The sequence below is a fragment of the Shewanella sp. SR1 genome, assembly GCF_020447145.1.
GTDB classification, from domain to species: Bacteria; Pseudomonadota; Gammaproteobacteria; order Enterobacterales; family Shewanellaceae; genus Shewanella; species Shewanella baltica.
This window is the reverse complement of the sequence record NZ_JAJAEF010000026.1, coordinates 39,944-65,593: the sequence shown is the minus strand read 5'-3', so window position 1 is coordinate 65,593 and position 25,650 is coordinate 39,944. Positions and strand designations below refer to the sequence as shown.

Here is a 25,650-nt window from a genome sequence, read left to right as displayed (position 1 = left end):
GTGTTGCATTACAAAATTAAGCCAGCCAACTCTGTACAACAGCGTGACGAAAGGCTTCTTTGACACGTTTAGGGGGCAAGATAGAGCTAGTTAGGCCAGCTAGCTCTATGTGGGACATAAACGTGTTAGATTTTTAACTCAATTCTTTGAGTTTCGGATTAAATTTTCTATGGTTTAACGCAGCCCTTAAGTGGTGACTAATTGTTGGCTATAATGTGAAACGAAGCGGGAACCGAGCAACAGTTACGAATCCGACTTCAGGCCTTGTTAGCTTGAAAGTGTATGATCAGAGTTCTAACTCCTGCATATTCATATGCAGCAGCTGCTTTCTTTACTAACCCTTCATCACGACACAATAGTAAGTGACAAAACGAAGCAATTCCTGCATGTGTCATATCACTAGAAGAACGAACAAACCCTCTCGTATTCTTCATATCAGTATCTCGGTAATAGCCTAAAAAATTTAACTGATGATAAAGCCCATTAACTTTTTCAGATAAGGTTTTTACTCTATCAGAATTAGCCTCAAAAGGCTGACACTTAACACCAAAGAAGACATCTATGTCTAATTCTACATTTGGAATTGAGCCCTGAACCGCTTTAAATATTTTTTGGACAACTTGTGGTGGATGGATGTTTTTCAATACCTTAGCGCCCAAACCTGTTGCATTCTCAAATGCTTTAACAGGTGATTGCTCGAGTATATCCATTTTTTCACTGATGTATTGATGTTGTGCTACTAACATTTCAGGTAGAGAACTAATAACCTTTTTCATTTCATCGGTAAAACATTCATTGGAATCCAGTTCTCTTATTGCATCATCCATTATTTTCTTTAGTTCGGCATCTCCCTTTGAGAAAATCTCCGCGTAAGTTTCATCACGTCTTCCACCATAAAATTTTTCTAACATTGAGCTTAATCCGTAGCCGTATTCAGGCATTGGTTCGTCATTTTCAATAAACCAACGCCAAACGAAATAAACATCACTATCATTAATATGAGCCTTTCCAGCAGGTAAATTATTTTCGTAAATAGGCTCGATGTACTTCGCTCCTAAATCTTTGAGAATTGATAAAAATTCATTTTCGGATCCTACTGACCTCTTTATCTCTTTTAGGTTTTCCTTAGAATAAATAGGAGTTATTTTGTTTTTATCAAGCAGCCCCCTAATATCAAAAGGATCACCTTTACGAATTGAATCCAGTATATTGTGATCTAAATATGCTAATACTTCTTCAGTCATAATTTCCTACGGTGACGATAAAAAGGGTGAAAGCAAATGCGCTTGTTAGAACTAAACTGCGCCAAATTATATAGCTACCAACTCCGCGATTTTTTCAGCAATCTCAGCCATTGAATCTTCCGAGGTGTCTAAACCAGATCTTGATGCAAGCAAAGGGCTTACATTACGAAGAGCTTCATATGTCGTATTGTGCACGATAGGAACAAGTCGGTTACCTGCCAGTAAAGCAGATAGCTCTTTATCTGCAACACTTTCTTTTGGCAGTCGCTCTAGCATTGCGGGGGTTACCAAAACAAGCCCCACTTTGGAATTTGCTAAGCCCTTGTCGATGGCTCGCATCATTGGCACTCCAAGGCCAAGATCTTTTTCACTAAACCAAACTTTTACACCTGCAGCCTCAAGTAAATCGTGTAACTCCTTAGCTGACTCTTTACGATCAGCCCACGCATGGCATAAAAATGCATCTCGAATATCAGGCTGGACGGCTACTTTGACTTCAACTGCCTGCCTCACTGGCGTTAATGATTGAATTTGAGACGAAGTATATGAAACTGAAGAGCTGGACTTAGACCAGCGAGGTTTTGAGCCTCTGGAACTGCTGCCACCACTACTAGAATAGCTACTAGTGCCGGAATACGATGGAAATGAAGAACTGTAACCGCTATACCCACCGTACCCGCGACTTTTATAGCGACACGCTGGACAATTTGCAGCGGCTGCGGCCGAACTATGCCCTCTCACTGGTGCAGTACATCTCGCCATGATATTGTCTCCTTACTTTAATTTAGTTCAACGCCGCGCTCTGAGGAATTTTGAAGCGCTGCGGAAAAATTGTCCGACATCTGCGCCTCGTTATGAACATTTCTAATCATGACACGACCTCCATCATTTCTTGATAGTGTTTTTCATCCAGTTCCTTTACCCAGTCAAAAATATTTGAAATGACTGAAACGCCTTCGCCAATTAGGTTTTCAACAAAGTCTTCATTGGTTTCAATAAAGTCGTTATGTGAGTATTCATTGATGAACTTTCTAATTTTTTCCTTTCCTTCGTCTTCTAGGTTTTGACTTGCTGAAACAGCCGCATTAAACAAGTTGGCGAAGTTTCCCCGGCTCTTTGGGAATTTGAAAGACAAGAAGGATTCAAGTAGTTTTCTGGATAAATTGGCTGCAAGAAAATGATCGTCTGTTTCAAGCGTCTGTTGATTTTTTAACGAATACAGACGTGAAAATATGTAATGATATTCTGAATTATATAAGGTTAATGCTGGTTCGGCGTTTGTATAAGTTGACGTTCGTGGTACTTCATTGCTCGCCTTAACAACATAGAAATTTGCAACATTCTGGTTTTCACGTTTGTTCTTTCGTGAAATCCAATCACGAACCAACTTGAAAAATGTGAAGTTGTGGGTAAAAACGAATAGTTGCTTTGCCTTTTCACAGTTAACTTTCATAAATGAGTAGGCGTGAAAAAGGTGATTGGAGTCAAAACTTGAAATGGGGTCATCTACAACAACAATAGTATCTTCAATGTTGTTGTCATTTTCTTTTAACTTGGTTATGAAATAGACAAAAGCAATAGCAGTCTTTTCACCTTCACTTAAATTTCCATCAACCTTTTCCGAATCGTTCCGAAGTATTTCATACCCTTTTTTAACTGGATTGAATCGGAGGGTTAGTTCACTGCGCCCAAGAAACTTATGAAGTGATTTATTAAACTGGTCAGCGCCTACTCCTTCATTAGATAGTGAATCTTCAAGTATTTGTATTTCTGTGTTTCTAGTGTTAATTGTTGTTTTTAGCGTTCCATTAGCGGTAGTTCGATCAGCGACTTCTTTTTTCTTATCGTGATACCCGAATGATTTCACTTCATTAGATGCGTAGTGAAGTTCAAGTTGCTTTTTAGCCTTATCAGTTTCTTCTTTGAAATTTCCTGACTTATGATTGTGCTTATCAACAGTCGCACCAATAGCAGTCATAGCATCGTTAAACGCCTTCACGGATAATTCACTGATAACTTCAACCGTTAGACCAGTTTCAAGCGGATTGGCTGTCTTTTCCTTCAGCACGGTGTGCCACGCTGTTATTTCTTCATTTAAGGCTGTGATTGCTTTTTCTAATGTTGTACAGGCTTCACTGTATCCACTTTTGAATTCGTCGTAAAAATCACTTGTAGCAGGTAGTGTTGGAAGCTGAATATATTGACCAGCAAGCCAGCCATCAGCACTTGCAAGCCGGGTTTGAAAGGCTTTGTAATCGTCATTGAAGTGGGCTTCAAGTTGTTTGGTCCGTTCTTCCGTGATGGTGTTTCCACAATATTCACACTGGTTTGTATCATGAAGCTTATGGAGATCAATACCAATTTCAACCCAAGACTTTATATCAGCATGTTCAACAAGCCGTTGAATAGTTTGACTAACCACGCTGGTTTTTAAAAGATCATCAAGACGTGCTTTTGCATTGGTGAAAAGTTCTTGATTAAGCGTCTTTTGATTAAAGTTGATCGGGGACTTTTGATCAGGTTTCGCTGCATTGGTTAATTCAATAATTCGTTGGTCATCAAGAAGTGAGTCATCCGACTTGCTTTCTTCAAGGTGGTCTTCTATGAATTTTTCAAATTTACGCTTATCGTAGTTAAGGTAGTAACTGTCTGTAGTGTCAATGGACTGAAGGCTTGTCTTCATGTGCCGTGCGCTATCGGTCCCAAATTTTGAAACCGCGCTATCAAGTTTCTTTATTGCTTCAGCTTCTATGCCGTATGCTTTTCTATCGACTTCCTGTTCTTTTTTTAGCTTTTCTAGTTTTTCTCGTTCTGCAATCTTTTCTTTATCAACAAGCAAAATACTTTTTACAATGCTGTTCCATGAAATGTTTTCATCAATAAAATCGTGATTGAAGGTATATATGTTTAGTTCAGAATTCGCTACATTTATTTGAGTGATCGGCGTGCCACTGTCTACGCTTACAGAGAATTCCGAAGAAGGAAATTTACTTGAAGTGGTTTTATTTTCGATACACCGAAACAAACTCGAAAGCGTAGATTTTCCACTTCCATTCCACCCATAGAACAAATTGTATTTTCCGAAATCTTTAGCATTGCTGTTTGTATGATTTTGGAAGATACCGAATTGCTTCAATTTTTGTATATTTTTTATTGACATGGCATCCCTGACCTAAAATGTTCCTCGGACTAGATTTGCTTATGACGCCCGTTTACCTGGAGCGCCTGCTTGGTTAAAATTTGCAAGGCACGAGCACAACCAAGCTGGTTCCAATCCGCCTACAACGGCTTGTTATGCAATTGTTCTTAGTCTGGTTCGACGCCAGTACCCCCGCAATGATTGCAATATGGTTCATCGTGAGGGCAACCACGTTCAATCCAATCCTAGGCGGGTTCATACGTAATCTCAGGAAAACCTGTGCCACCGCACTCACTACACGCTTCCAGTTCTTCCATATCAGCACTCCTTAATACTTGAGTTTTATTGCACGTTTATTGCTGTTACGCAATATGTAGTGACGATGACATTAGACAACCTAAAGAATGTACTAACTCCAAGAAGCAATCTCTGTGTGCTAGATCAACAAAAGATCTCCCTGAAGTTCAGCTGATCTGATCCAGCAATAGTGGACACTTTGTATCATTACTAAAATTTGGTCAACGAGTTAGTCGCAAATAGAAGTTACTCACTCATACGCAACTCGGAATGGGGCATCCTCGAAATAAAGCCAACCCCATCTGTGTTAAGCCCCAACATTAGGATTGCCTCCATTTTATTCGACTCTGCCATTTATTGAACAACAAAAACTATAGTATTCTTTACCTTAGTTATTAGGAGGGAAGTGATGATGGTCTTACTTATATCATCAAAAGTGGTGAGTTAAGAGAGGTTCTAAATGACTGATGTACGCTTAGATAGAATGCACAAACTGGCTCAGCGTTTAGCTAAAAATGGCACGATGGATCAGCTAACCATGCGAAAAATCGATGCGCTCGCACTCAGCGCAAAGCTAGATGAAATGACAGCAGAGCGAATAAAGAATCTAAGAGAGCGTGAGCACATTAGCCAAGGTGTCCTAGCTACGATTCTGAATATGAGCAACGAGAGCGTTCAAAAGTGGGAACAGGGAAAGTCTAAGCCACAGGGTGCCGCGCTAAGATTGCTTAATATGATTGATAAGAAAGGCATTGAGTGCGTGCTTTCTTAAGAGATACAAGCCGCAGACGGAACCGATAGGTTCCGTTTTAGATCTTCCATTCAAATTCCTACAAATTTGCACCAAGCTAAATCACACCTAACAACCTGAATGTAAAGGGTTAACTTTAATATTTTTAGCGTGATTCCACCGAATCAAAGATTGAATTTAGCCCTCCCCTACTTAAACTAATCGCCGCGTCCCCACTCAAAACACGTTAACGCCTTACTGAGTTGTCAGCCTAGGGAAATCATGTCCCGGAGCAGGAGATGTCCCGGACTAAAATACTCGTATCAATGTCAGTGCTTAACACACATCTCAACATCGCTTCATGTCTATCCGGGCATTGGCCAAAATCACAATTCCCATGTAATCGCCTAACAGAGTTGTCAGCCTGGGGTAAAGCGCGTCCCGGAGCTGTCGTACTTGAGCCATCAGAACAACATCAATCCCCGTTTGAGAGATTCCCTAGAAATTTGTGTCGTTTGGAATCTGTGAGAGAAGCTGCTAGAAACTCAAAGCAGGAGCGTACAAGATGACGATGAATATCCTAGGGCCAGTAACAAAGAGCGAAGGTGACAGCACTCAATGCCTTAATCAATCCGGCAAGTGGGACTGTAGTTCTCTCTTCAATTGCTGTGATTGCGGAGTGAGCGAAGGTGGCGCAGGATGCGGTTGCCGATACTGTTTTAGCTGTAATGCTTGTGAGCATTGTCTACAAGAAGAATAAGCCGCTATTACACTGCTGGATTATTCAGAATAAGGGCGCGATTAAGCGCCTTTTATCATGCTTAATGGCAATAAAAAAACCGCACTAAGCGGGTATTAATTAGAAGGGATGCTCAAAGGCATTAGAGGTTTTCACGCGCCCAATCGAAGGCTTGGCGATGATTGTCTAACGTGACTAGGCTGTCAGCCAGCTCAGTAAAGCCTGCCGCTCGAAGTGCTTCACATTGTTCAAGGTATTTCCCCATTTCGCTTGCGCCATCAATAAACGCATCCTCTATCCTTTCGTAGTCTGAAGAAGAGCAGTTAGCAACATCTGACTCACCAGTGATTTCTTTAACAAACGCTTCTCTTGGGTCTACTGATTGAGTTTCCATCTATTTTTCCTCATTGGGTTAGTTACTGTGAATAGGCTACCAATGATTGAATTTCTGGCAAATTTCAGATCTGGAGGATTAGACTTTTGGGAAAATATAAGCGCGTTCTATCTCGAAGCAGTATAGCGGTACTTTGTTAGTCCCGTACTCAGAATTAAAATTGGCCGTAGTTTCAAAATACCTGACGCGTGATGTCCCTATCTGTGTATAAAAGTAATCGGCAGTTTGAGAGCGGTCATCGTTGTACCCGCTCAGCAAACTAAACTCACGATGAACACCACCAAAAGCCTTCACGAAGGGATAGAACAATCTTGAGCGACTGCCATCATCAAAATCAGACTGATAGCCGAGCTGTTTACCAACGGGTTTAGTCTCAGAGCAATCCAATTGGGTAAAAGATTTTTTCAGATCTATTCCACCGTCTGCGGCATAGGCACTGAGTGAACTCGCAAGAGCTACTGCACACAACAATCTCACTTTCATTATAGGCTTCCTTTTATCCACAGATTTTGTGAATAACGCTTGGATATGCTTAATACAACATTTGCTTTCCTCTGTTTCATCAGCAATTTAACACAATATCCCCCGATAGAACCAAATCTATCAGGGGGCTAAATTACATCTTAGGCAGCTGCTTAGGTGCCTCGATGAAACAGAATATAGGCTGCGCCATTATCAATGGCCTCTCGGACCGCCCCCCTGATTTCTTGCGGCACATCTTCGATTGATACATCACAATCTTCATCGGTAATGCAGCAGGTATTCACAACAAACTCCCAAATGCCGCAGTTATCCGCGTCATGGTTCTTGCGATGCGTATACGTCGCGTTGTCTTCAATCCATGCCCAGACAGGCGTTTGATCTGGCGTATCGTATTCAACGTATTCAGCCACATTGATGTCAGCAATATTCAGTATATCCACTACCCTTCCCTCTCAGAATTATTGAGCCATTTGACTCATGCTCATTAACTCATATCGGGAAATTCACGCAAAAATTTGGGGTTCCCAGGCTCGATACTGCTTACTCTGTTAACCTATCACTTAAATATTTCTGGTCATCAAATATGACTGTAAATTACGCACAAAAAAACCGCTCCAATGGGAGCTGTCTTTGAAGCGCTGGGTTATTTTCGTAATCGTCTAGCTAAGGCGAGGAAAACGAGACTGATATACCCTAATGACCCGCCACCACTAGATGATTCCGGCTCTGGTGTTGTTGGGGTGGTTGGAGTAGTCGAGGTAGTCGGCGGAGTCACCACAGGTAGTACATCGTCATTGTTGATAGTGATCGCCATCGTACTGCCCGTCACCTTCAATAGTCTTGGGGTAACAAGTTCCGCCACTAAACTACTGTTTTCAGCGGTTGAGGCATTGTCTATGATGCTTACTACAACAGATTTAGTGCTTTCACCGGCGGCAAACTTCACATCAATAAAATCTGAATCCAGCAGTGTTACCGCGTTATCAATGAACACTTTCACCGACGCTGACTTTGATAAATCGCCGTTACGAGACACAACAAAACTCAGGCTTTCATCGCCACAAACACTACCATTTACAATCACTTCAGGGGATGAATAATACAGTTTGGTGTCCGGAGATGATTGCCAAGTCATTACCGTATAACCGCCATCACAAGGGGAATCAGTAGCACGTTTAAATTTAGCGATATTATCGGTATTGCGGTGCGCTAGGTCATGATCGGCCAAGTACACATGCCCTATTTCATGCACAACGGTGTTCGGGCAGGTATTTACACCATGGGACGTAAGCTGTGCAGCGTTAAATCCAGCTGAGCCACAGAGTGTTTTTTCGAAATCACTGTATTCAGGCTCGGCTAAACGACCATAAATTTCAATGTCTGGGCTGTAATCTAACAGCATCTTGGTATCTTCTGGCAGAGTCTCAATACCCATTCGCCCACTTAAATAAAATGGTAAATAGTTCCACGACAGATTTAACATCCCTTCAGCGCCATAATAATACTTAGTCCACTTTTCACCTTGGTAGGTGTAGCTAGATGAACGATTGTTATAGGCATCGAAGCTGTTTGGCACTTCATCCAAACCCACAGCGAGTAATTCTTGGTATTTTTCTTCCCCGCCATATAAAGCCACTTCGAAATCTCGATAGCCAGCAAACGTCGGCTCTTCAAATGCTACCAGTTTGAGCTGTGCAGGAGTATTTTGAGCTAACACCCTATTTGTTGTAGCTATTTCTTCTCTGATTGCTTTAAATGCCTGCCCCTTCGATGGCATTTGCTCCATCCAACGAGGGTGATAAAAGAAAATCACATCTGCTACGGTCTTGGAGAGATCAACAGGTACAGTGGTGCAATCCTGAACCAGTGTTTGAGAGTATTTACCACGAGGATATGGCTTGCAGTTAATCTCTGCGTTCTCAGCATCAGCGTTTATATTGATGTTAGCCGCTGACAACGCTACCGCCTTTGCAATAATCGAAGGAGAACCCCCTGCTTGCTTGAGCTTTGTCTCTATAGACCTATCCAATGGAATAGAGTCAGCGGGTCTGTCCAACAACATCGGTAACTCACTTGCGTGGATTGGGCCAGCAAGAGAGACTGTGATGGCCAATGATAACATCTTGTATTTCAGAGAAACATCCTTATATAGCACTATAGAATAATTTAAGATTAATGTTTGCGGATAACATCGATTTCTTTCAAGCAAGCATAAATTCGCTTTCCTTTCTCCCGAAGCCATTAAACCCATATTCGAAAACCTTTTGGCTCCGACTTATTGGGATCGGCCAGTTAAAGGCACGGCGCCGCAGGCTTTATGAGCCCCTGTGGACAGAACAAAAGCCGCCCGAAGGCGGCTAGTTCAACAAACCCTAAAGGTTAACGGTGGTAGTTATAAGCCTGTTGCTGAGTATTTTGTTGGTGACCGCCCTGTGGTTGCGCCTGATAACCGCCTTGCTGCGGTGCATTTTGCTGGTATCCATGCAGCAGCGGTGCGTTTTGCTGGTAACCTTGCTGCTGTGGTGCGTTTTGCTGATAACCAGAGCTTTGGCCTGCATTATCCTTTGGTGAACCACCTAAAAGCTGTACTTGACCATCAAAGTCCACGACAACTTCTGTTGTGTAGCGTTCTTGGCCATTGGCATCTTTATATTTGCGAGTCTTTTGCTTGCCTTCGATGTAGACCTGACGGCCTTTTCCACCGTATTGATTGATAATCTCAGCCAGCTTGCCCCAAACAACAATCTTGTGCCAATCGGTCACCTCTTGCTGAACACCCTGTTGGTCTTTCCAAGTGTCACTCGTGGCCACACTGAAATTTGCTACGCTTGTACCGCTAGGAAGTGTCTTAAAATCAATTTCCTGACCGATATTGCCAACAATGATAACTTTATTAACTGAACCCATTTTGCTCTCTCCAAAGAAGTAATTAACGAGCACATTAAAACACAAACTCATAATCACACAAATTTTGTATATTTAAATATTTATTGCCACCAGTTCCACACAAAACGGTGATACCGCCCTACCTACTCGCTTAGAAATCGCTTTCATTAGCAGAGTAATCTGCACGTATGCGGCAATTAGCTTGCTACGACTCGGATCTTCTAGTCGTATCCAGAGAGAATGAAATGGGTCGTTTACGATGTTGCTTTGACAACCGTTAGCCAGCTGTAACAGATAACCCTGTACATCCAGCCCCGAACCGGACTGCAATGATGAATACGATTTCACAGTTAATGGCTGACGATCACCGGCATGGATACACAAGCGGAAATCCTGATTGTCGTGAGTAAACCCTGCATCGGCACCATAAAAACTAATTGCTTTTCCAATGGGGTCGAGATTACCGCTCGATAACTCTGAATAGACAGCCTGAACAAACAACGTCTTTTGAGCGGGAGTAATATCCGGCGTTGGCTGCTCGCATACTCTGGCGCCGTGATTAATTAACGTGTCAAACAATGAAAGCAGACCTTGTAAGGCGTTAACTTCGTTATTGGGCCAAACGGAAGACAGTAAATCGGTTAACTGGCTAGAACTGGATACTTTCATGAATGCCTCGCAATCGGGGAAAGATGGCCCGATATTGGCCTCTGAATCAATTCACGCAAATTTGCGCTCCCCTCCCTGCCACGATTTACTTCAAAATTCCAATAAATAAACCGTGTGAGCCCGAGATTTTACTCGTCTACTCATAGATTTTTCTCGTCATCTTTAGAGTGTCATTCACAGTTGGGTTGTCAAAATCAATGCTGATACACAAATATTTATATCGAAATCTATGTAAACCATTAAAAACCCTTTTAAAACAATACCTAACGATTTTTTTAGACTTCATTTTGCCTTTAAATAATCTGATTCAAAAATTTAACATATTTGTGCAAAAAAAATACAGATTTTTACTTGCAAGATCCCGTTGTTCACCGCCCACACTTAACTCTTATATAACAATAACTTACATTTACAGAGTTAATTTTGATCACAATTTAAGACGAGTAAACTATTTGGATTACACGAATAAAATATAGGTATATGACGAGTAAAATATTGTGTGAACACGAAAAAAATATGGAGATACACGAAGAAAAGATAGGGATTGAAATTTAATAGTTGGGTCAACACGAAAAAAATATGGAGGGAATACGAAAAAAATATGGAATGAGAAAATGGCGAACGCTATATTGATGCATAGGGAGGATGCCATGACAGATAAAGCAAACAACAAACAGGTACTACAGGGTTCAGATGGGGTAACTACAACATCGAAGAAAGTCAAAACTGACAAATTCGATGTACATCCAGAAGCGCAATTACCGCAGACGTATAAGAAAAACCACAACTTAATCTACAGTCGTATATCGATGACGACCCATGAGCAAAATCTACTTGCCCTATTTCTGATCCAGATGCAAAAGACAGAGTGGAAAGAAGAAACCCAGCTCGAAATTTCTATCCCCGCCTCTAGGTTGGCTGATTGGCTTCAAGTTGAATCCAAAAGCCTTGCGGCAACAATTAAACCTGTCGCTCTTAGGCTTCAGAAACGAACGGTTTTAGCAGAGCATCCGACGACTCATGAATTTGAATCATCCGTCCTTTTCCCGACAGTGAAATATGCACGTGGAAAGTTAACAATGGTACCAAATTATGACTTGAGAGACTTTTTTCACGACGCGTCAAAAGGATACGCTTCCGTTAACGTGGCTAGATTCCTACGACTGAGGGGAAAATACTCTAAACCAATGTATGACCTATTATCGAGGTTCAAAACCCCTGAGAAGCAGTTGTATAAGACAGACGTTATGACTCTCAAAGGTATTTTCGGGTTAGTTGACGACAAAGATAACTATCTGCCAGGCAAGAAAACCATGAAGGACACATCGGTATTCGTCAATCAGGCGCTGGTAAAGTCGATTGAAGAAATAGAGGAGGCTTGTAGTGACGAGGTAATGTTTTTCAACACAGATCCTTCTGGTAAAAAACGTCATGGCATCATTGAAAACAAAACAGGCAACAAAATTACCAGCATTGAGTTCGAGTACCTTTGGATAGATCAATTCATCAAATTGCATCCAATGGATCTTGAAGCAGCAGCGGAAGTCGCAATGAATGCAGAGAATCGTCTGCGTATGAAAAAAGAAACGCTTACTCAAGAAGAGACTGAGCAGCTGGCCGTAGCTTACTACGTTCTCTCATCACACTATGAGAAATACAGACCGCGCTGTAGAGAATTATTTTACGACATTTACAAACACTACCGAAAAATATCGATTGAGAAAGCAGAAAACGAATCTGAACAAACTGAACGACCAAAACTGAAGAGTTCTGCACTCGATAAGTTAGATTTCTTGTTAAACGTCAATACCTGATCCCCCTCCCCTCCATATCAAACCTTTGGTCTTTCTCAATAGTTTACTCAAATACGAGTAAACTATTGGGTTAGTGCACGAAAAAAATATTGAGTTGGTCACGAATAAAATATAGACATGGGTACGAGTAAACTACAGGTTTAGGAGCGAATGAACTACAGATAAAGGAACGAGTAAACTAATGGTTATAGATGCGAGTAAACTATCGACATGTGAACGAGTAAACTATTGATATAGAGGCGAGTGAACTACAGACATATAGACGAGTAAACTATTGATATAGAAGCGAGTGAACTACAGATACTTGAACGAGTAAACTATTGATATAGAAGCGAGTGAACTACAGATACTTGAACGAGTAAACTATTGATATAGAAGCGAGTGAACTACAGACATATAGACGAGTAAACTATTGGTATCGAAGCGAATGAACTACGGACATATAGACGAGTAAACTATTGATATAGTAGCGAGTGAACTACCGACATATGAACGAGTAAACTATTGGTCTATTTTTGGGTTATTTTAAAATTGGATGCGACAACGAACTGATTTTTCATAAATACGAGTAAAGTACAGTCTTTCACACGAATAAACTCTAGGGGTCACACGAATAAAACACATGAGAAAGTATAAAATTCAATCAATACAGGCGCATCTACTCTGTGTTTAGGGCAATAAACAACCAAAACTCTTTACTGTGGATAACTACACGAGTAATACTTATGGGTAACACGAGTAAAATCAGTGTATTAAACGAGTAAACTTTTGATCTGTCACGAGTTAGATCTTGGCATAAAGCGAGTGAGATCTGGGAACCTGACGAGTAAGATCTAGGTGTAAAGCGAAAAAACTATTTGAAAAACACGCATAACATATTGATTCAAAATAAAAAACCCTACCCTATAGATCTTTATATCTTTAATAGATCTTAATAAAAAGATCATATCTTTTTATATTCCCAAGCAGATAGATCTTGTTTTTGATCCTTTTAAGATCAAAAGAAGAAACAGGATTCTATTCGATTCTAGTTCAACTTCCCGAATGCTCCATAGCAAACAAGTAAACCTACAACCTACAGTCTTCACCTATAAAGCATCATTGCCCTTTCATGATATGAAGCTGAGTGTATATCTAATATCATCAGACACTAACATCCAGGTGAGGAAATTAGCACACCATTAAATAGGTGCGGATTTTAATGTACCAAATATTGAAATCCACACCTTTTAGCTGTAATCTTATACGCAATTGATAAATGGAGTTAAATTGCTATGAATGAACACTTCAAAGCTCGTATGAGAACGACTGCTGACAGGGCACGAAAAATGCTTAACACCATGTCTGACTCTATTACACAGCACAAAATCGAATTTGGTTTAGATACATTTCACCAGCGTTACTCAAAAGGCGCATTAGCTAACCTGAGAGGCCTCACTCGTAAGATCGTAGAAAAATCGATTAATGAGATGGAAGCTACTGGTTACCAGTTCGATAAGAAGCTAAACGGTAGCGTTGAAGTTTATGATCTAACGGTTGAGCAAGTAGTCGATATTTACAAGCATCGTGGACATAAAGCATTGCGTGAGAAATTTGAACGCGGCTATGTAGTATTCCTTTGTAACCTCAAAGGCGGTGTAAGTAAGACTGTATCAACCGTAAATATTGCCCAAGCGTTACGTTGCCATTCTGAAATGCTTCAGCATGATTTAAAAGTGTTAGTACTGGACATTGATCCTCAAAGCTCAGCCAGTATGTTCATGAGCCATAAAAACTCCATTGGTACAATTGATAACACTGTCGTTCAAGCCGTATTTCAAGACTTAACTCGTGAAGAGCTGTTAGACGAGTTTGTCATACCTACTCAAGTGCCTGGTGTTGACATCATACCGTCAAGCATTGCAGATGCTTTTATAGCATCTCAATGGGAAGCTCTATGCGCTCAGCGTTTTGGTTCGGAAATTAATCCGTTTGAGGCGTTATCTCGCAACGTCTGTGAAAAGCTAATCAACGATTACGACTTTATCTTTATCGACTGCGGCCCACACTTAGACTCACTTTTAAAAAGTGCATTGTGTGCAGCTGACGTTTTAGTGACTCCACTTCCGCCCTCAACCGTTGATTTACATTCAACATTGCAATACGTGACTCGTATTCCAGAAATGCTGGATCATTTAGAAGCAGAAGGCGCAACAACGAATTTGAAAGGCCATTTGGCTTTTATGTCTAAGTATTCGCAGAGCGAGCAAGATATTAATAGCTCAATGATTGCCAACGCTGTATTTGCTGAAGACATGATGATGGCTAGTATTCCTGAATTATCTGCCTTTAAGCGCTGTGCAGAAACATTTGATACCGTTGTGTCAGTACATCCTGGAAGCTACACAGGGGACTCAAAAGCTCTTAAAAAAGCAAGAGAGTCGCTAGACCAATTTACTTTGGCGCTATTCCAACACATTTCAAGAATTAGAGGTTCAGAATATGGTATCTAATGCTAAAGAAGCGCGTAAGCGCGTTCCATTTGGCAGAGCCTTAGTTGACTCTGCTGGTTTAAATAGTCAATTACATCCAGAAACTACTGAGTCTGCATTTGTTGCTAATACTGATGTACTGAACGACTCTGCTACTTCAATTAAAATTAAATTGTCCAGTGGGCGTACTCTTACATTCACTCGTAAGCACTTAACGGCGGAAGAACTCAAAACAAAGTCTTTCGTACACCCATTTAACCCGCGTCCAGCCGGTGATGTAAAACCAAATTCATTACTGCGGATCCGTAAAACTATTGCAAAGGTGCAATTTTCTGATGCGTTGGCAACACGGGATTCAACTGGTTATCACTTGTTTGATGGTCAGCGCCGACGTATGGCAGCAATCTTAGAGAATGCTGGATTAAATGTGCTGTATACCGATTTTGTACTAACAGAAGAAGAAGTTCACGAAATCGTTAAATACGTCCAAACCTCTGAAAAGTATAGTTATCGAGATGCGGGTTTTCAGATGAAAAAGGCACTCGCGAAAAACGAGCTCGAGATTGCCAACAACAAAACAGTTAAGTTATCTCTGAGAGAGCTAGCTGCTCAATTCGACGTATCTTATTCGTATGTAACGAGAGCACTTAAAGCCGCAGAAATTCCAGATGAAATTATTGAGTTGTTCCCCTGTCCTTCTGCTTTAAGTTCAACACAAATTATGGCTCTTTATGACATTACTCAAAAGCATCAACTTTCAGCTTTATTGAGCGAGCAGTTACTTGAGAAAATTGAAAAAATTTGCATCGATGCAAATGAAGGCGAAACATCGGTAGCGGGACTATTTGATGTCGATGGCCAGAAAAACAGTCAGATACTGAAGGTGTTCGAAGACTTTGATAAACAATCAAAACCCAAAAAGCTGGCAAATGATAAAATTGCCGAGGGTGACGACCGCAATCGTTGGGCTAAATTATCGACCCAAAATCGAAAGACCAAGGTCGAAGTAACAAGATTGTCGGAGCAAGAGATTGAGAAGCTAAAACAATTCTTAATTGATTTAGTAGAAGCAAAAAACCAGTAGTAAAAGAAACTGACAGGCCGACCGCCAAGCCTGACCTGTCATGCACTAACAAACATACTTATTCGGAGTATTTATGTCAGCAGAAGTGATGTTAACACTAGCCACGGCCTTAAACAACGCGATTACCAATAAACTACCATTCAGACTTCCTGCAATGAAGTTCTATGAACTGGAAGAACTAAATCGTTGTAGCGCGAAAATGAGACAAACAGCCAATTAAGAAAGTAAAGCCAGCAGAGATGCTGGTTTTTTTATGGAGTGATTCGGTGGAATCAAGCGTTAAATTCTGAGTTTTTTAGCATAAAAACAATAATTTAACGAGGTTATAGCTTGGTGCTGCTTTTAGATGGAACGAAAATATCTGCACCAAGCATTTTTAATGGTAAAATGTTGAAGATAAAGAAAATTTTCGATTATTAAGCCCGTGATTCCACCGAATCAAGCACAGATTAATACTGTCTAGCGCTTACATACTTTACAGGAACTTACTTCAAATGATTGCGCTGTAATGGGTGATGTACCCTATGTGGATTATTGAGATGAGAGTTTGTTATTCAATTCCGTAAATTATGGTGTGTTATTGTTGGTATCCTCTCCGCCTTTTAGGGCGGGCATTCCTACCGCTAGACGATTATACCCGACAGTAAGCATGTTCTTGGCTGTTTCGGACTACTTGCGGGGATTTCCCTACAGCACGAACAAGTTTGGGTTGTGTAACTTTCGTTGACCTCTTCAAAAACAACACCTGCGTGAGCGCATTTGTATTCCATCATTGTTTTCAACATCCACCTGCCTGCATCCAACGCTGATTTGGCCAGCTTGGTTTTGAACATCGAAAGGGAATTGACGTTACCAACGAAGATGACCGCATTGCTATCGACTAGCTTCCGATTTTATTTGTGTAATTCGTTCTTTCGACGTTTGCGGATTTTGGGGTGAATTGCTTTGACACCCTAGTTTGGGTGAATCAAAAAACTAATTTTTCCCATTTCATAGACTTGAATCTTCTCGACTGAGTTAGCATCATTTGCGCTTTGCACTAATCGGCAAAGTTTAGAAATAGACTTTACATTGTGTGTAGCAATATTGTGTTGGAATCGTCTCAATTCACCCAATGTACATGCACGGTAAGCTCTCTCGATAATTTTGTTCTTTTCCAGAAGACGCTTTTTTTCCGGGGATACTAATTCCAAAAGTTGCAAAATTTTGCTTATTTTATCGCGCAAATGTTCGATAGCATCAATTTCAGTCTCTACACCATATTTTTTCCACACGGGTTCGTGATGGGAAACCCTGTTTCGGAATTCTCTTACGGTTTTGACTAGATCTTTTGTATTGATTAGCAGCTCTTTGGTCTTAGTTGTGTTCCATTCTCCTTTGAAAACGGTCCCCAGGTGAGTTGGCCAAATCAAACCTGGCCCCATGAACTCTTTACTAAGAATGTACTCCCATGTGGAAAATTCAGTTTTTGCTATTATCTCTTGATGCATCGGAGTTGGATTGGCAATGTTATAACGTTTCTTTTTGTCTTGTTGAACTTGCTTTGTAGCCTTAGAGAAGTTTTTTCTGATAGCTTCGACTTCAAATGGAGGATTCTTATCAGGCTGTTCTGGGTCGAAACTTTTAAAATGGAGTTTGTTCTTCTTCCACCAAAAGTAACCTAAATCCGAAGAAGTTAGTGCAGAGTCAATTGCGTTGCGTAGCGCCACTTCTGTGGCACTAAGCAAAGGGTATATAGCAGAACAAACGTGGGTGTTCCATAAGTAAGCCCCGAGCAATTCAATATCGCTTTGAGTTTTAAACGTGACCTTATAACTTCTTAGACGTTCTTCTGTAATAAAATCTTCTATAATTTCCTTATAGCTAATTGTATGTGGCATTTATCGTTGCTCTCGAACTTCGTTGTTGACGTCGGCGTCAGTATTAAATATAATTTTTGTCAGGTTGACGTCTGGCTCTAAGGATTATATCCAAGACCTTGCGTAAAGACCTAAAGAATTTGCCCCAGCCTTGAGCTGGGGTTTTCAATTTCAGGAAGCCTAAAAATCTTTTCAAGTCTACAATGTTGGATTTAATCTATATATCTGCACCAGCTGAAACTGTGAATAAGTTACTGATAATAAATTGTATTTTTCACTTTTAAACCTCTGATTCCTCCGAATCAAGCCTGAGTTTTCTGCCCAGCCCAGGTATAGTGTTAAGCTCTGACGGATTTCGTTCCGCCCAGTCCCGCATTATTTCAATCAATGCTGGATTGTTTTGCTTAAACGCTGCTGCATAAGCCTCCCCTTTTAGCACAAACCCGTTTGCACCGGCATTTAGTATCGCCTTAGCAATCTCAGGCTGATTTGATGTAATTGCCGCACGCAGCAAAAGACCATCTTTGAAGTTCAATAGATTACCGGTGAGCCCTGCTGAGATGTACTTGGCCACCAAGTGAGGTTTTTTGTCGTAAATAGCCTTAAGTGCTTTGAGTTGCAGATTCATATTCCTTCACCACCCTATCGAGTTGCAGCCAGAGAAGATTTGCGTCTTGCCAATTTGATAACAGACTTACCTTGTTCGGTGTAGCCTCGGTACTCGTTTTTCTTAATGCTATTTTTCATATTATCAAGAATGATTGGCAGATCTTGCTCAGCGATAGCCCAATCATCATCGTGAAGCTCAAACACTTCACAAATTGCACAATCACCCGTTTCAACGGTAATGAGTGGGAATAGACGCTCTGCATACTCGGTTTCATTCAAATGTGGCTTAATCACTTTTAAGTAAAACACAGCTTGCAAATCGTAACGTAAGTCTGCGAACTGGTAGGCCGCTAACGCTGGGTTAGCACTGCGCGTGGTTTTCAAATCGCAAGGAACAATAAAATTTTTAACGGCTGTTAACCAATCCACTTTGCACTTAAGCATCAATCCGGTCTCAGGATCTCTTGTAAAGAATGCGACTTCCGCCATACCGTTTTTACGATTTAAAAATTTGTTCGCGTGAGCGTTGCGTTCAATGGCTTGATTGAGTCCTATAACGCTATCAAACATCTCCTTTGACACTGGCAGCTTAAGCGCCTTCATCGCGATATGTTGATTATCCTGAAGTAATTTAATGATTGCTGCACAGGTCACCGCTGACTGTAGTTCTGTATCACATAACGCAAAACACTCGTCACCAATGTTCGCTTTGATCCACTCCAATTGACGTGACTCAAACGGTTTTTGCGGAGCGTTGGCTTGCTCAAGGCGTTTGATTAATTCAGCAATGGTGCCGCTGGTTGTTAGTTTGTTGGCTGTGCAGGCATCTTTAAGCTCGGTTAATGACTTTGGATCATCTGGGAATTGCTCTGAGTCGAGCAGGGCAAATCTGCGAGCATTAAATACATCGGCTCCCTCTAGTGTTAATTCGTGGCTTAGAACACCGGACTCGCGGGATTTGGCGCTGAACTGTTTACCTTTACCGTTGATATACGCTTGTTCGTATTTCATTGGGCTATCTGCATAGCACTTAACCTGACTTGAGCTAATGGCATCTAATGAGTGATACACATCGTTTGGAATGTCTGAGTAAACACCTTCGATAAGTTCACCGGTGTCAGATAAGAATTGTGGTTTGCCGTCCACATAACCAGGCTTGACTAAATGCGTCAGGCTTGCAGGGATGATGCTTGAGGTTTGCTGGCAGGTGATGGTAACCATGCTCACGCTGGCAGGGTCAAAAAATGCGTTCATAGCAGAATTTAACGCATCTAAATCAAAATCAAATGAACTCATGATACTCACTCCAAAAATCTAACTCTTCAATTGAAACCATCATTACACGGCTTCCTATTGAGGCAAATTTCTAGAAATGGAGCAAAAAAATGCCCGCAAGAGCGGGCTATTGGAGTGAGCTTTTAGCTATTAGCTATAAGTTCTAGTTGTTTTAATAATGACTGCATCATACCAATCAAATTTTAATGCACAAGAAATTCACGAAAAATGACTTGAAAATTGACTTGTTGCGGCAAAACTGCTGAAATATGCAACACACTTTTTAGGTTGTAAGTGTTATGAGTATCAAAAGAAAGGTAACCAAAATTGCGTTAGCAGTATCGCTTGGTTTGTGTCATCCGCTGGCTATGGCCAACAGTGGCTTAGATGCTTTGTTAGAGGCAAACAAATCAGCTAAGCAGGCACAAACACAGCCAGAGAAAATGCCGGAAAGTGAGGGTAAGGAGCTTATCAAGAATGCTTTCTCGATGTTAAACGACATCGTATGGTCTCAAGCGCTTCCCGTGAAAGGTATGGTGATGATGGTGTCTCGAGATGGTACTCAAGTGCTCGCCTCCACGGATGGCAGGATTCTCGTTAAAGGCGGCGAGGTATTCGATGGCTGGAACAGTTCACCTATAGCAACTGAAGCCAACGCAAAGGCGGCATGGCTTGCCAAGATTGATAAGGTCTTAGGGGTTTCTGTTAAGGATATGGCTGCATATTACATTGGTGATTTAGCAAAAACAGAGCCCGATCTAGTTGTATTTGTGGACCCTTTATCGAAGTTAAACGCTGACCTATTCAATAAGCTCCTTTCGATTAAAGGTAAGCAAATCGCGTTACTGCTTACCCCATTAGTGAATGGTAAAGAGGCTGCGATTAGAGCGAGGGAGCTGTGGTGCGCCAAAGACCAAAGTGAATCCCTACGTTTGCTAGTTAACAGTGATTTCACCACAGCCCCGGAAACCCTCGAAAACTGCGACATTAAAAAGCTATCCACCACGATTGGGGTTACTCAATTTCTACAGATCCGTCGTTTACCCTATTTCGTTAACGGACACGGACTGCACAACGTCGGATTACCCGATTCATTAACTGATTTCATTTCCCAAACGGAGAAATAATGATTACTCGAGCATTAAAATTAGGCATGGTCGCTGTTAGTTTGGCAACTATTTTTGGATGTCAATCGATGTTCGAAACGGGTGAGGAGCCTACGGTTTGTGTAAACACTCAAAACAGCGGATTACCCTGTACCACCACTAGAGAAATTCTGAAACTGGCTGATACACCTGGCGGCATTGAGGCAGAAAAAGCGCGGCGAGCAGCTGAAAGCGATGAAGATTGCCCAGACTGTAAAGTACCTAAAAAGTCAGTGGCTAACTCCGGCGCCATGGCCGGCTATGGCTTGGACGCTAACGGCCAACCAATCACCCTGAATGAAGTCAGTAATGCTTACATGTTTACGGCTGATAACAACCGTGCATTACCCGCTCCAGAGCCTATCGCTGTTCGGCAGGCGCCCAAAATGCTTCGTGTTGCATTTGCTCCATGGCAAGACGACAAAGGCCGTTTACAGAATGTCGGTTATGTCTATACCGAAATTGAAACCCGTAAATACACCTATGGCCGTGAAGCATTCAACATGCCTGCTCAAATCACTCCGCTTTATATTCGTCAGCAATCCATTGAAGAAGAGCGAAGGGGTAACCCAAGCGAAATTAACGGAGTTGGCATTAAGACAGGTAAACCTGGGCGTAATAATTTCAATGCTGACCTAGAAGCGGCAAAGGCCACTTTGGATCAAGCGCCAAAAGTTGTTCAAGAAGCGTTACGCGCTAACGGCAATTAACACGGGTGCGAAATGACAACTGTAAATAACTGGAAAAATAGTCTAGGCATTGAGAAATATTCCTCAATCATCCCAATCTTAGATGAATTTGTGAGTGAGGAAGGGGAACATCTTGGTTACATCCTAGAAGGGGGTTACCTTGGCGTAACGTGGCTATGCCCACCGTCAGGTGGTTATGGTGCGAGTACGATTTCCACGCTGGATTCGATTTTCAAAAAAGTCTATCCAGAAGGGACTGTGCTGCAATTCTCGCTAGTGGCTTCAGACGACTTAGTAACAGTGTTAGACAATTACCGACATTGCCGTGGCAAGCGTAATCGGTTCGATACGGTCATTGATAATGACAATATGACCGACTACATGGTTGATTATTATAAAGCGCTTGCTGATACCTCAATCCCTTCGCGAGATATGGAAGGTGTACCGCTTCGCAACTTCGAGGTATGGGCCTCAATCAAGGTGCCTATCAAGAAAGCCATGCCGACTACAGAGGAAGTCGAAGATTTTGTAGATATGGCTAACAACCATGAAGCGTCATTACAACAAATCTTTGGTGTAGCGACCAAAATGCAACCTGAGATCCTAATTAACCGATTGCAGATGATCCACAACCCATCCCCGAATGCAGTTTGGCGCCGTGGAATTAAAGTAGATGGTAGACAAGGCTGTTACCGTTCTACTCAGCCCATCCGTGCGCAGTTGCTTGAACCTGGCACTGAGGTCAAAGTCGATGGTTCTGATTATATGGCGATTAAAGCGGAAGATGGTTCTACACGATTTATTCAAAGTGTGAGCATTAAAGAGTTCCCAGATTCCATTTACCAAGGCACGTTACATTTAATGACTGGCGATTGGTTGAAAGGGGATGATGGCGCTATTCCCGGCAATTTCATGATCAACCTTGTTGTTGAAATGAGCCCTAAGAAAGTCGCTAAGGATTACTCCAAGCGCCGCCTAATGGCCAAACAGATAGGTGAAGGTCCGTGGGCTCGTTGGATTTCGTCTTTGAAATACGGCCTGCAAGATTTTGAATACTACGAGCATTATCTAGAGCGAGAAAAGGCTCAGCATTGCCGCTTTCATTTAAACTTTCAAATGTGGGGACCGACTTTAAAGTCAGTTAAGAACTGCACTAAAAAACTAATCACGCGCATGGAAGGCTTTAGTTGGTCAGCTGGCGTGGATAGCTTGATTGGCCGTTTCACTTGGCTAAATGGTCTGCCAATGTGTACCTCAAGTGAAGTCAGTAGTTTCATTGAACGCTTTGACTTTCTCCCTAGTAACTTGGTCAAGTTCTTCGTTCCTATGGTGGCATCGTGGCCAGGAAACGCAGTTCGACACCCTGTGCTGACATACATTGCCCGTGATGGTCAGTTAATCACCTTTGACCCATTAAAGTCAGACTCCAATTACAACATCTTTATAACCGCAACCTCTGGCGCTGGGAAGTCGGTCTCTGCTAACTATTTGATTGAAGGTCTACTTTCAACCGGAGAAAACCGTTATCCAGATGCACTTGGTAATATCCACGGTGATCCTGATGGTGGCCGCGTATTCATCATCGACTCAGGTCGCTCATACGTTAAAACAACAGAGTTGTACGCAGGACAGTTCGTAGAGGTTATTCCGGACAACCGCTTTGCGTTTAACCTATGTCCTTTTAAGAGTATCGACGAATCTCAAAAAGATACTGATGAAGGCGTTGTAGATAGTGACGCTAACAACTATTTAGGCGCTCAAGGTGAAATGCTGTTGAACATCCTGAAGTTGATGGCTTTCCCACTTGGAGACTGTAACAGCTATCAATACTCTGCAATGTCAGTATTGCTCATGCAACTGTGGAACGAGAAGGGTAGGGAAACCAGTATTGACGATTTCGCTGATGCTTGTGCCAAACATCCCCGAGAAGAAGTTCAACAAATCAGCGACCAATTGACTCCTTGGTGTTACTTACGCGGTGGCCAAAACAGTTGGATGTTCAACCCTAGCAAGCCGCCCATTCAGTTTGAGAAGGATTTAGTGGTGTTAGAGCTAGACGGACTTAACGGTTCAGACCAGCTCAAAGCGGTGTGTATCATGCTGTGTATTCAACGTATTCAGCAGGAAATGTTTAGGCATGATCAACTGCATATTGTGAAAGCCTTTATTCTCGATGAAGCGTGGGAGTTCTTAAAGGAAAACAAGGGTGTAGATGAGCAGACCCGTCAGGTTCTTCAAACTCTGGCAAAATTCCTCGAATCTGGTTGGCGTCGTTTCCGTAAGTACAACAGCCTGGGTGTGTGTATTTCGCAATCGATGAAGGATGCCAACGAGTCGCCTGCGGGTATCGCGATGGCCAGTAACTCGGCTCACTTATTCTACCTCATGCAAAACGGAGAGGAACTGGCCCGACTCAATAAAGAGGGTAAGTTCATTGAGCAGGATTACCTTTTACTGAGGAATATCAAGACTGTTAGGCCGTTTTTCAGTGAAGTTCTGTTATGCAGTGGCGGCACAAAATCTGTAGGCAGGCTATATCTGCCAAGGGCTAAAGCACTGACTTACTCTACCGCTCCAGACGAGAAAAAACAGATTGAAATCATGATGAAAGACAATGGGGTCGATATGTTTACTGCTTGCCAGATGATTGCTGAAAGGGAAGGAAAAGATCTAGTCGGGACATGGCGACGTCGATTCGACGCCGAAAATGAATCTTAGGCCTGCTGCTCGCAGGCCTCGCGTTCTTACTTAAAAGAATGGATTAGCGTTGATACTGGAAACAACTTCTTCAAGCTGTCTCTCAGGGAGGCTCGAATCTACCCCAGGGAAGGGGGATAACAGATGTTTATGGGCAACAGCGGAAATCGCTAATGTGATACTCGAATGTTCATTGGCAAGATACAGCTCTATTGCTTGCAGTGTTTCTTCAGGGAATGACCAGTGTCGAATGAACACAGGAAGTAGTTCTTGGTTGAGTGCTGTGCATTCACCAATTGTGACATTAATACCCATGTGATCAGCGTAACCAGCTACCAGCATAGATCCACCGAATAACGCAATGCCTGTGATATACGAACTGGGTTTGCGCTGAATGTAGTCGAGTGCGATGGCGGTGTCGATTGAATAGTTTATGAGTTGAGTACTGACGTCATAAGCGGAGCTAGGCAAAAGTTGTCTTAGCATGTAGGTAATGATCAGATTGACACTTCTGAGCGTTCCTAGTTTGGTGATTGCACGTTTTAAATCATCAAAGTTTTTAATGACGGGTAATGCAGCTGAATTGGCTACACGAAGGAACAACGCAGCGAGAGCAGCATCATTACCAACAAGTCGGTAAAGTTCATTAATGGGATCGTCGTGCTTCAAAATTTCCCTGATCTCCGGTACGGGGACATTTTTGATAAGTAAATCAAACTGAGCGCTTTGGGTTGCGTCAGTTATTGATTTAGCCGATATGGTGTAGTTAGCCATAAATCATCCATTAATTAACAGCTTAGACGCTTAGACTGAAGAGTATCATGAAACACCTGATTGAGTGTAATCGTACATCAGTATCTATGCCGTACAAAAAAATTAATTAGTATAAACTACTTTAACTATGGGGGTCGCATGTTGAGAAATATAAATTGTATGGTGTTAGGTTTGATGTTGGCTGTTTTTTATTCGTTCACGGCGCCAGCATTCGCATCACCCGCGCCTAATGAGGCTGAAAGCTGTGCTGTTGCTATGGCCCAGTTTCGCTATTACGCACATGGTTATGAGACTGGGGCTAAATGGATCCCAGGCAGTTTAGAGGCACCTAAGTACGCAGAAAGCGAAGTCAATCCAGAAGGGGTGATTATTGATTATTATATTGCTAAAGAGTACACCGAGGGTAGCAATCAGATCCCTGTTGAAATTACTCGTCGATTAATTCACACGGCATATAACAACTATCAATCGGGTCATAGCGCATCGTTTGGGAGCTACTGGACGTTGGCCTCGTGTATGGGGGTTATTAATAAGCCAATCGAGTTCCTAGGACGCTGTGACGAAAGAGAAGCGCAGCCGACGAAAAGGGGATTCCAAGAATTCGTGCAGTGTGCTAGTCCCAACATCTAATTCTCAAAATTTGCCTCAATCA

General features: G+C 41.9%; 22 protein-coding genes. 8 read left to right on the top strand and 14 right to left on the bottom strand.

Annotation, left to right across the window (positions count from 1 at the left end):
* Nucleotides 1-257: 257 nt before the first annotated feature.
* The 3 genes from KV201_RS18855 to KV201_RS18845 all read right to left on the bottom strand — a co-directional run bounded on the left by KV201_RS18855 (nucleotide 258) and on the right by KV201_RS18845 (nucleotide 4,404).
* Nucleotides 258-1,244 carry a hypothetical protein gene (locus KV201_RS18855; RefSeq protein WP_086904407.1) on the bottom strand — a complete coding sequence of 329 codons (987 nt, stop codon included), beginning with the start codon at nucleotides 1,242-1,244 and terminating at the stop codon, nucleotides 258-260.
* Nucleotides 1,245-1,310: 66 nt separating this feature from the next.
* The gene (locus KV201_RS22620) at nucleotides 1,311-1,757 is read right to left on the bottom strand and encodes a toll/interleukin-1 receptor domain-containing protein (protein WP_226060197.1); all 447 of its coding nucleotides are present in this window, start codon (nucleotides 1,755-1,757) and stop codon (nucleotides 1,311-1,313) included.
* A 355-nt stretch (nucleotides 1,758-2,112) separates the two neighbouring features.
* The gene (locus KV201_RS18845) at nucleotides 2,113-4,404 is read right to left on the bottom strand and encodes an AAA family ATPase (protein WP_086904409.1); all 2,292 of its coding nucleotides are present in this window, start codon (nucleotides 4,402-4,404) and stop codon (nucleotides 2,113-2,115) included.
* A gap of 736 nt (nucleotides 4,405-5,140) precedes the next feature.
* Here KV201_RS18845 and KV201_RS18840 point away from each other — a divergent pair.
* A complete protein-coding gene (locus tag KV201_RS18840; protein ID WP_011711574.1) occupies nucleotides 5,141-5,452 on the top strand; it encodes a DNA-binding transcriptional regulator in 312 nt (103 codons plus the stop codon).
* A gap of 839 nt (nucleotides 5,453-6,291) precedes the next feature.
* On the opposite strand, the gene KV201_RS18835 is transcribed toward KV201_RS18840, so the two are convergent.
* The 6 genes from KV201_RS18835 to KV201_RS18810 form a co-directional block, all read right to left on the bottom strand.
* Entirely contained in the window at nucleotides 6,292-6,543 is a 252-nt protein-coding gene (locus tag KV201_RS18835) for a hypothetical protein (protein WP_011711570.1), read from the bottom strand.
* A gap of 78 nt (nucleotides 6,544-6,621) precedes the next feature.
* Nucleotides 6,622-7,026, bottom strand: a complete 405-nt coding sequence (locus KV201_RS18830; protein ID WP_226060196.1) for a hypothetical protein — start codon at nucleotides 7,024-7,026, stop codon at nucleotides 6,622-6,624.
* Nucleotides 7,027-7,178: 152 nt separating this feature from the next.
* The gene (locus KV201_RS18825) at nucleotides 7,179-7,466 is read right to left on the bottom strand and encodes a hypothetical protein (protein WP_226060195.1); all 288 of its coding nucleotides are present in this window, start codon (nucleotides 7,464-7,466) and stop codon (nucleotides 7,179-7,181) included.
* 203 nt (nucleotides 7,467-7,669) lie between these two features.
* Entirely contained in the window at nucleotides 7,670-9,277 is a 1,608-nt protein-coding gene (locus tag KV201_RS18820; RefSeq protein WP_011711567.1) for a hypothetical protein, read from the bottom strand.
* Between the two features lie 128 nt (nucleotides 9,278-9,405).
* On the bottom strand, nucleotides 9,406-9,933 hold the full coding sequence (locus KV201_RS18815; protein ID WP_011711566.1) for a single-stranded DNA-binding protein: 528 nt from the start codon (nucleotides 9,931-9,933) through the stop codon (nucleotides 9,406-9,408).
* Nucleotides 9,934-10,005: 72 nt separating this feature from the next.
* A complete protein-coding gene (locus KV201_RS18810) occupies nucleotides 10,006-10,581 on the bottom strand; it encodes a hypothetical protein (RefSeq protein WP_011711565.1) in 576 nt (191 codons plus the stop codon).
* 650 nt (nucleotides 10,582-11,231) lie between these two features.
* Between KV201_RS18810 and KV201_RS18805 the strand changes: the two genes are divergently transcribed.
* The 3 genes from KV201_RS18805 to KV201_RS18795 all read left to right on the top strand — a co-directional run bounded on the left by KV201_RS18805 (nucleotide 11,232) and on the right by KV201_RS18795 (nucleotide 15,950).
* Nucleotides 11,232-12,395 carry a replication initiation protein gene (locus KV201_RS18805; RefSeq protein ID WP_140906695.1) on the top strand — a complete coding sequence of 388 codons (1,164 nt, stop codon included), beginning with the start codon at nucleotides 11,232-11,234 and terminating at the stop codon, nucleotides 12,393-12,395.
* A 1,274-nt stretch (nucleotides 12,396-13,669) separates the two neighbouring features.
* Nucleotides 13,670-14,887, top strand: a complete 1,218-nt coding sequence (locus tag KV201_RS18800; RefSeq protein WP_011711563.1) for an AAA family ATPase — start codon at nucleotides 13,670-13,672, stop codon at nucleotides 14,885-14,887.
* Entirely contained in the window at nucleotides 14,877-15,950 is a 1,074-nt protein-coding gene (locus tag KV201_RS18795; RefSeq protein ID WP_037426883.1) for a hypothetical protein, read from the top strand. The genes KV201_RS18800 and KV201_RS18795 overlap by 11 nt, the downstream gene beginning before the upstream one ends.
* A gap of 623 nt (nucleotides 15,951-16,573) precedes the next feature.
* Here the strand turns inward: KV201_RS18795 and KV201_RS22665 are convergent.
* The 4 genes from KV201_RS22665 to KV201_RS18775 form a co-directional block, all read right to left on the bottom strand.
* Complete coding sequence (locus KV201_RS22665; RefSeq protein ID WP_226060198.1) at nucleotides 16,574-16,720, bottom strand: transposase; 147 nt, start codon at nucleotides 16,718-16,720, stop codon at nucleotides 16,574-16,576.
* Between the two features lie 183 nt (nucleotides 16,721-16,903).
* A complete protein-coding gene (locus KV201_RS18785) occupies nucleotides 16,904-17,830 on the bottom strand; it encodes an Abi family protein (protein ID WP_226060194.1) in 927 nt (308 codons plus the stop codon).
* A 259-nt stretch (nucleotides 17,831-18,089) separates the two neighbouring features.
* Nucleotides 18,090-18,437: a hypothetical protein gene (locus KV201_RS18780; protein ID WP_226060193.1), complete on the bottom strand. Its 348-nt coding sequence runs from the start codon at nucleotides 18,435-18,437 to the stop codon at nucleotides 18,090-18,092.
* Between the two features lie 14 nt (nucleotides 18,438-18,451).
* On the bottom strand, nucleotides 18,452-19,714 hold the full coding sequence (locus KV201_RS18775) for a PD-(D/E)XK nuclease-like domain-containing protein (protein WP_140906693.1): 1,263 nt from the start codon (nucleotides 19,712-19,714) through the stop codon (nucleotides 18,452-18,454).
* A gap of 278 nt (nucleotides 19,715-19,992) precedes the next feature.
* Between KV201_RS18775 and KV201_RS18770 the strand changes: the two genes are divergently transcribed.
* Genes KV201_RS18770 through KV201_RS18760 form a run of 3 tightly spaced genes read left to right on the top strand, consistent with a single transcriptional unit; the run spans nucleotide 19,993 to nucleotide 24,245 of the window.
* Entirely contained in the window at nucleotides 19,993-20,820 is an 828-nt protein-coding gene (locus KV201_RS18770; protein ID WP_037426876.1) for a hypothetical protein, read from the top strand.
* Nucleotides 20,820-21,548, top strand: coding sequence for a TraV family lipoprotein (locus KV201_RS18765; RefSeq protein WP_037426873.1), 729 nt, complete (start codon nucleotides 20,820-20,822; stop codon nucleotides 21,546-21,548). Before KV201_RS18770 ends, KV201_RS18765 begins: the two co-directional genes overlap by 1 nt.
* Nucleotides 21,549-21,560: 12 nt before the next feature.
* On the top strand, nucleotides 21,561-24,245 hold the full coding sequence (locus tag KV201_RS18760; RefSeq protein WP_086904416.1) for a TraC family protein: 2,685 nt from the start codon (nucleotides 21,561-21,563) through the stop codon (nucleotides 24,243-24,245).
* 30 nt (nucleotides 24,246-24,275) lie between these two features.
* Here the strand turns inward: KV201_RS18760 and KV201_RS18755 are convergent, their stop codons facing one another.
* On the bottom strand, nucleotides 24,276-24,998 hold the full coding sequence (locus KV201_RS18755) for an HDOD domain-containing protein (protein WP_037426869.1): 723 nt from the start codon (nucleotides 24,996-24,998) through the stop codon (nucleotides 24,276-24,278).
* Nucleotides 24,999-25,136: 138 nt separating this feature from the next.
* Between KV201_RS18755 and KV201_RS18750 the strand changes: the two genes are divergently transcribed.
* The gene (locus KV201_RS18750) at nucleotides 25,137-25,628 is read left to right on the top strand and encodes a hypothetical protein (protein WP_037426866.1); all 492 of its coding nucleotides are present in this window, start codon (nucleotides 25,137-25,139) and stop codon (nucleotides 25,626-25,628) included.
* The last annotated feature ends 22 nt before the right edge of the window (nucleotides 25,629-25,650 follow it).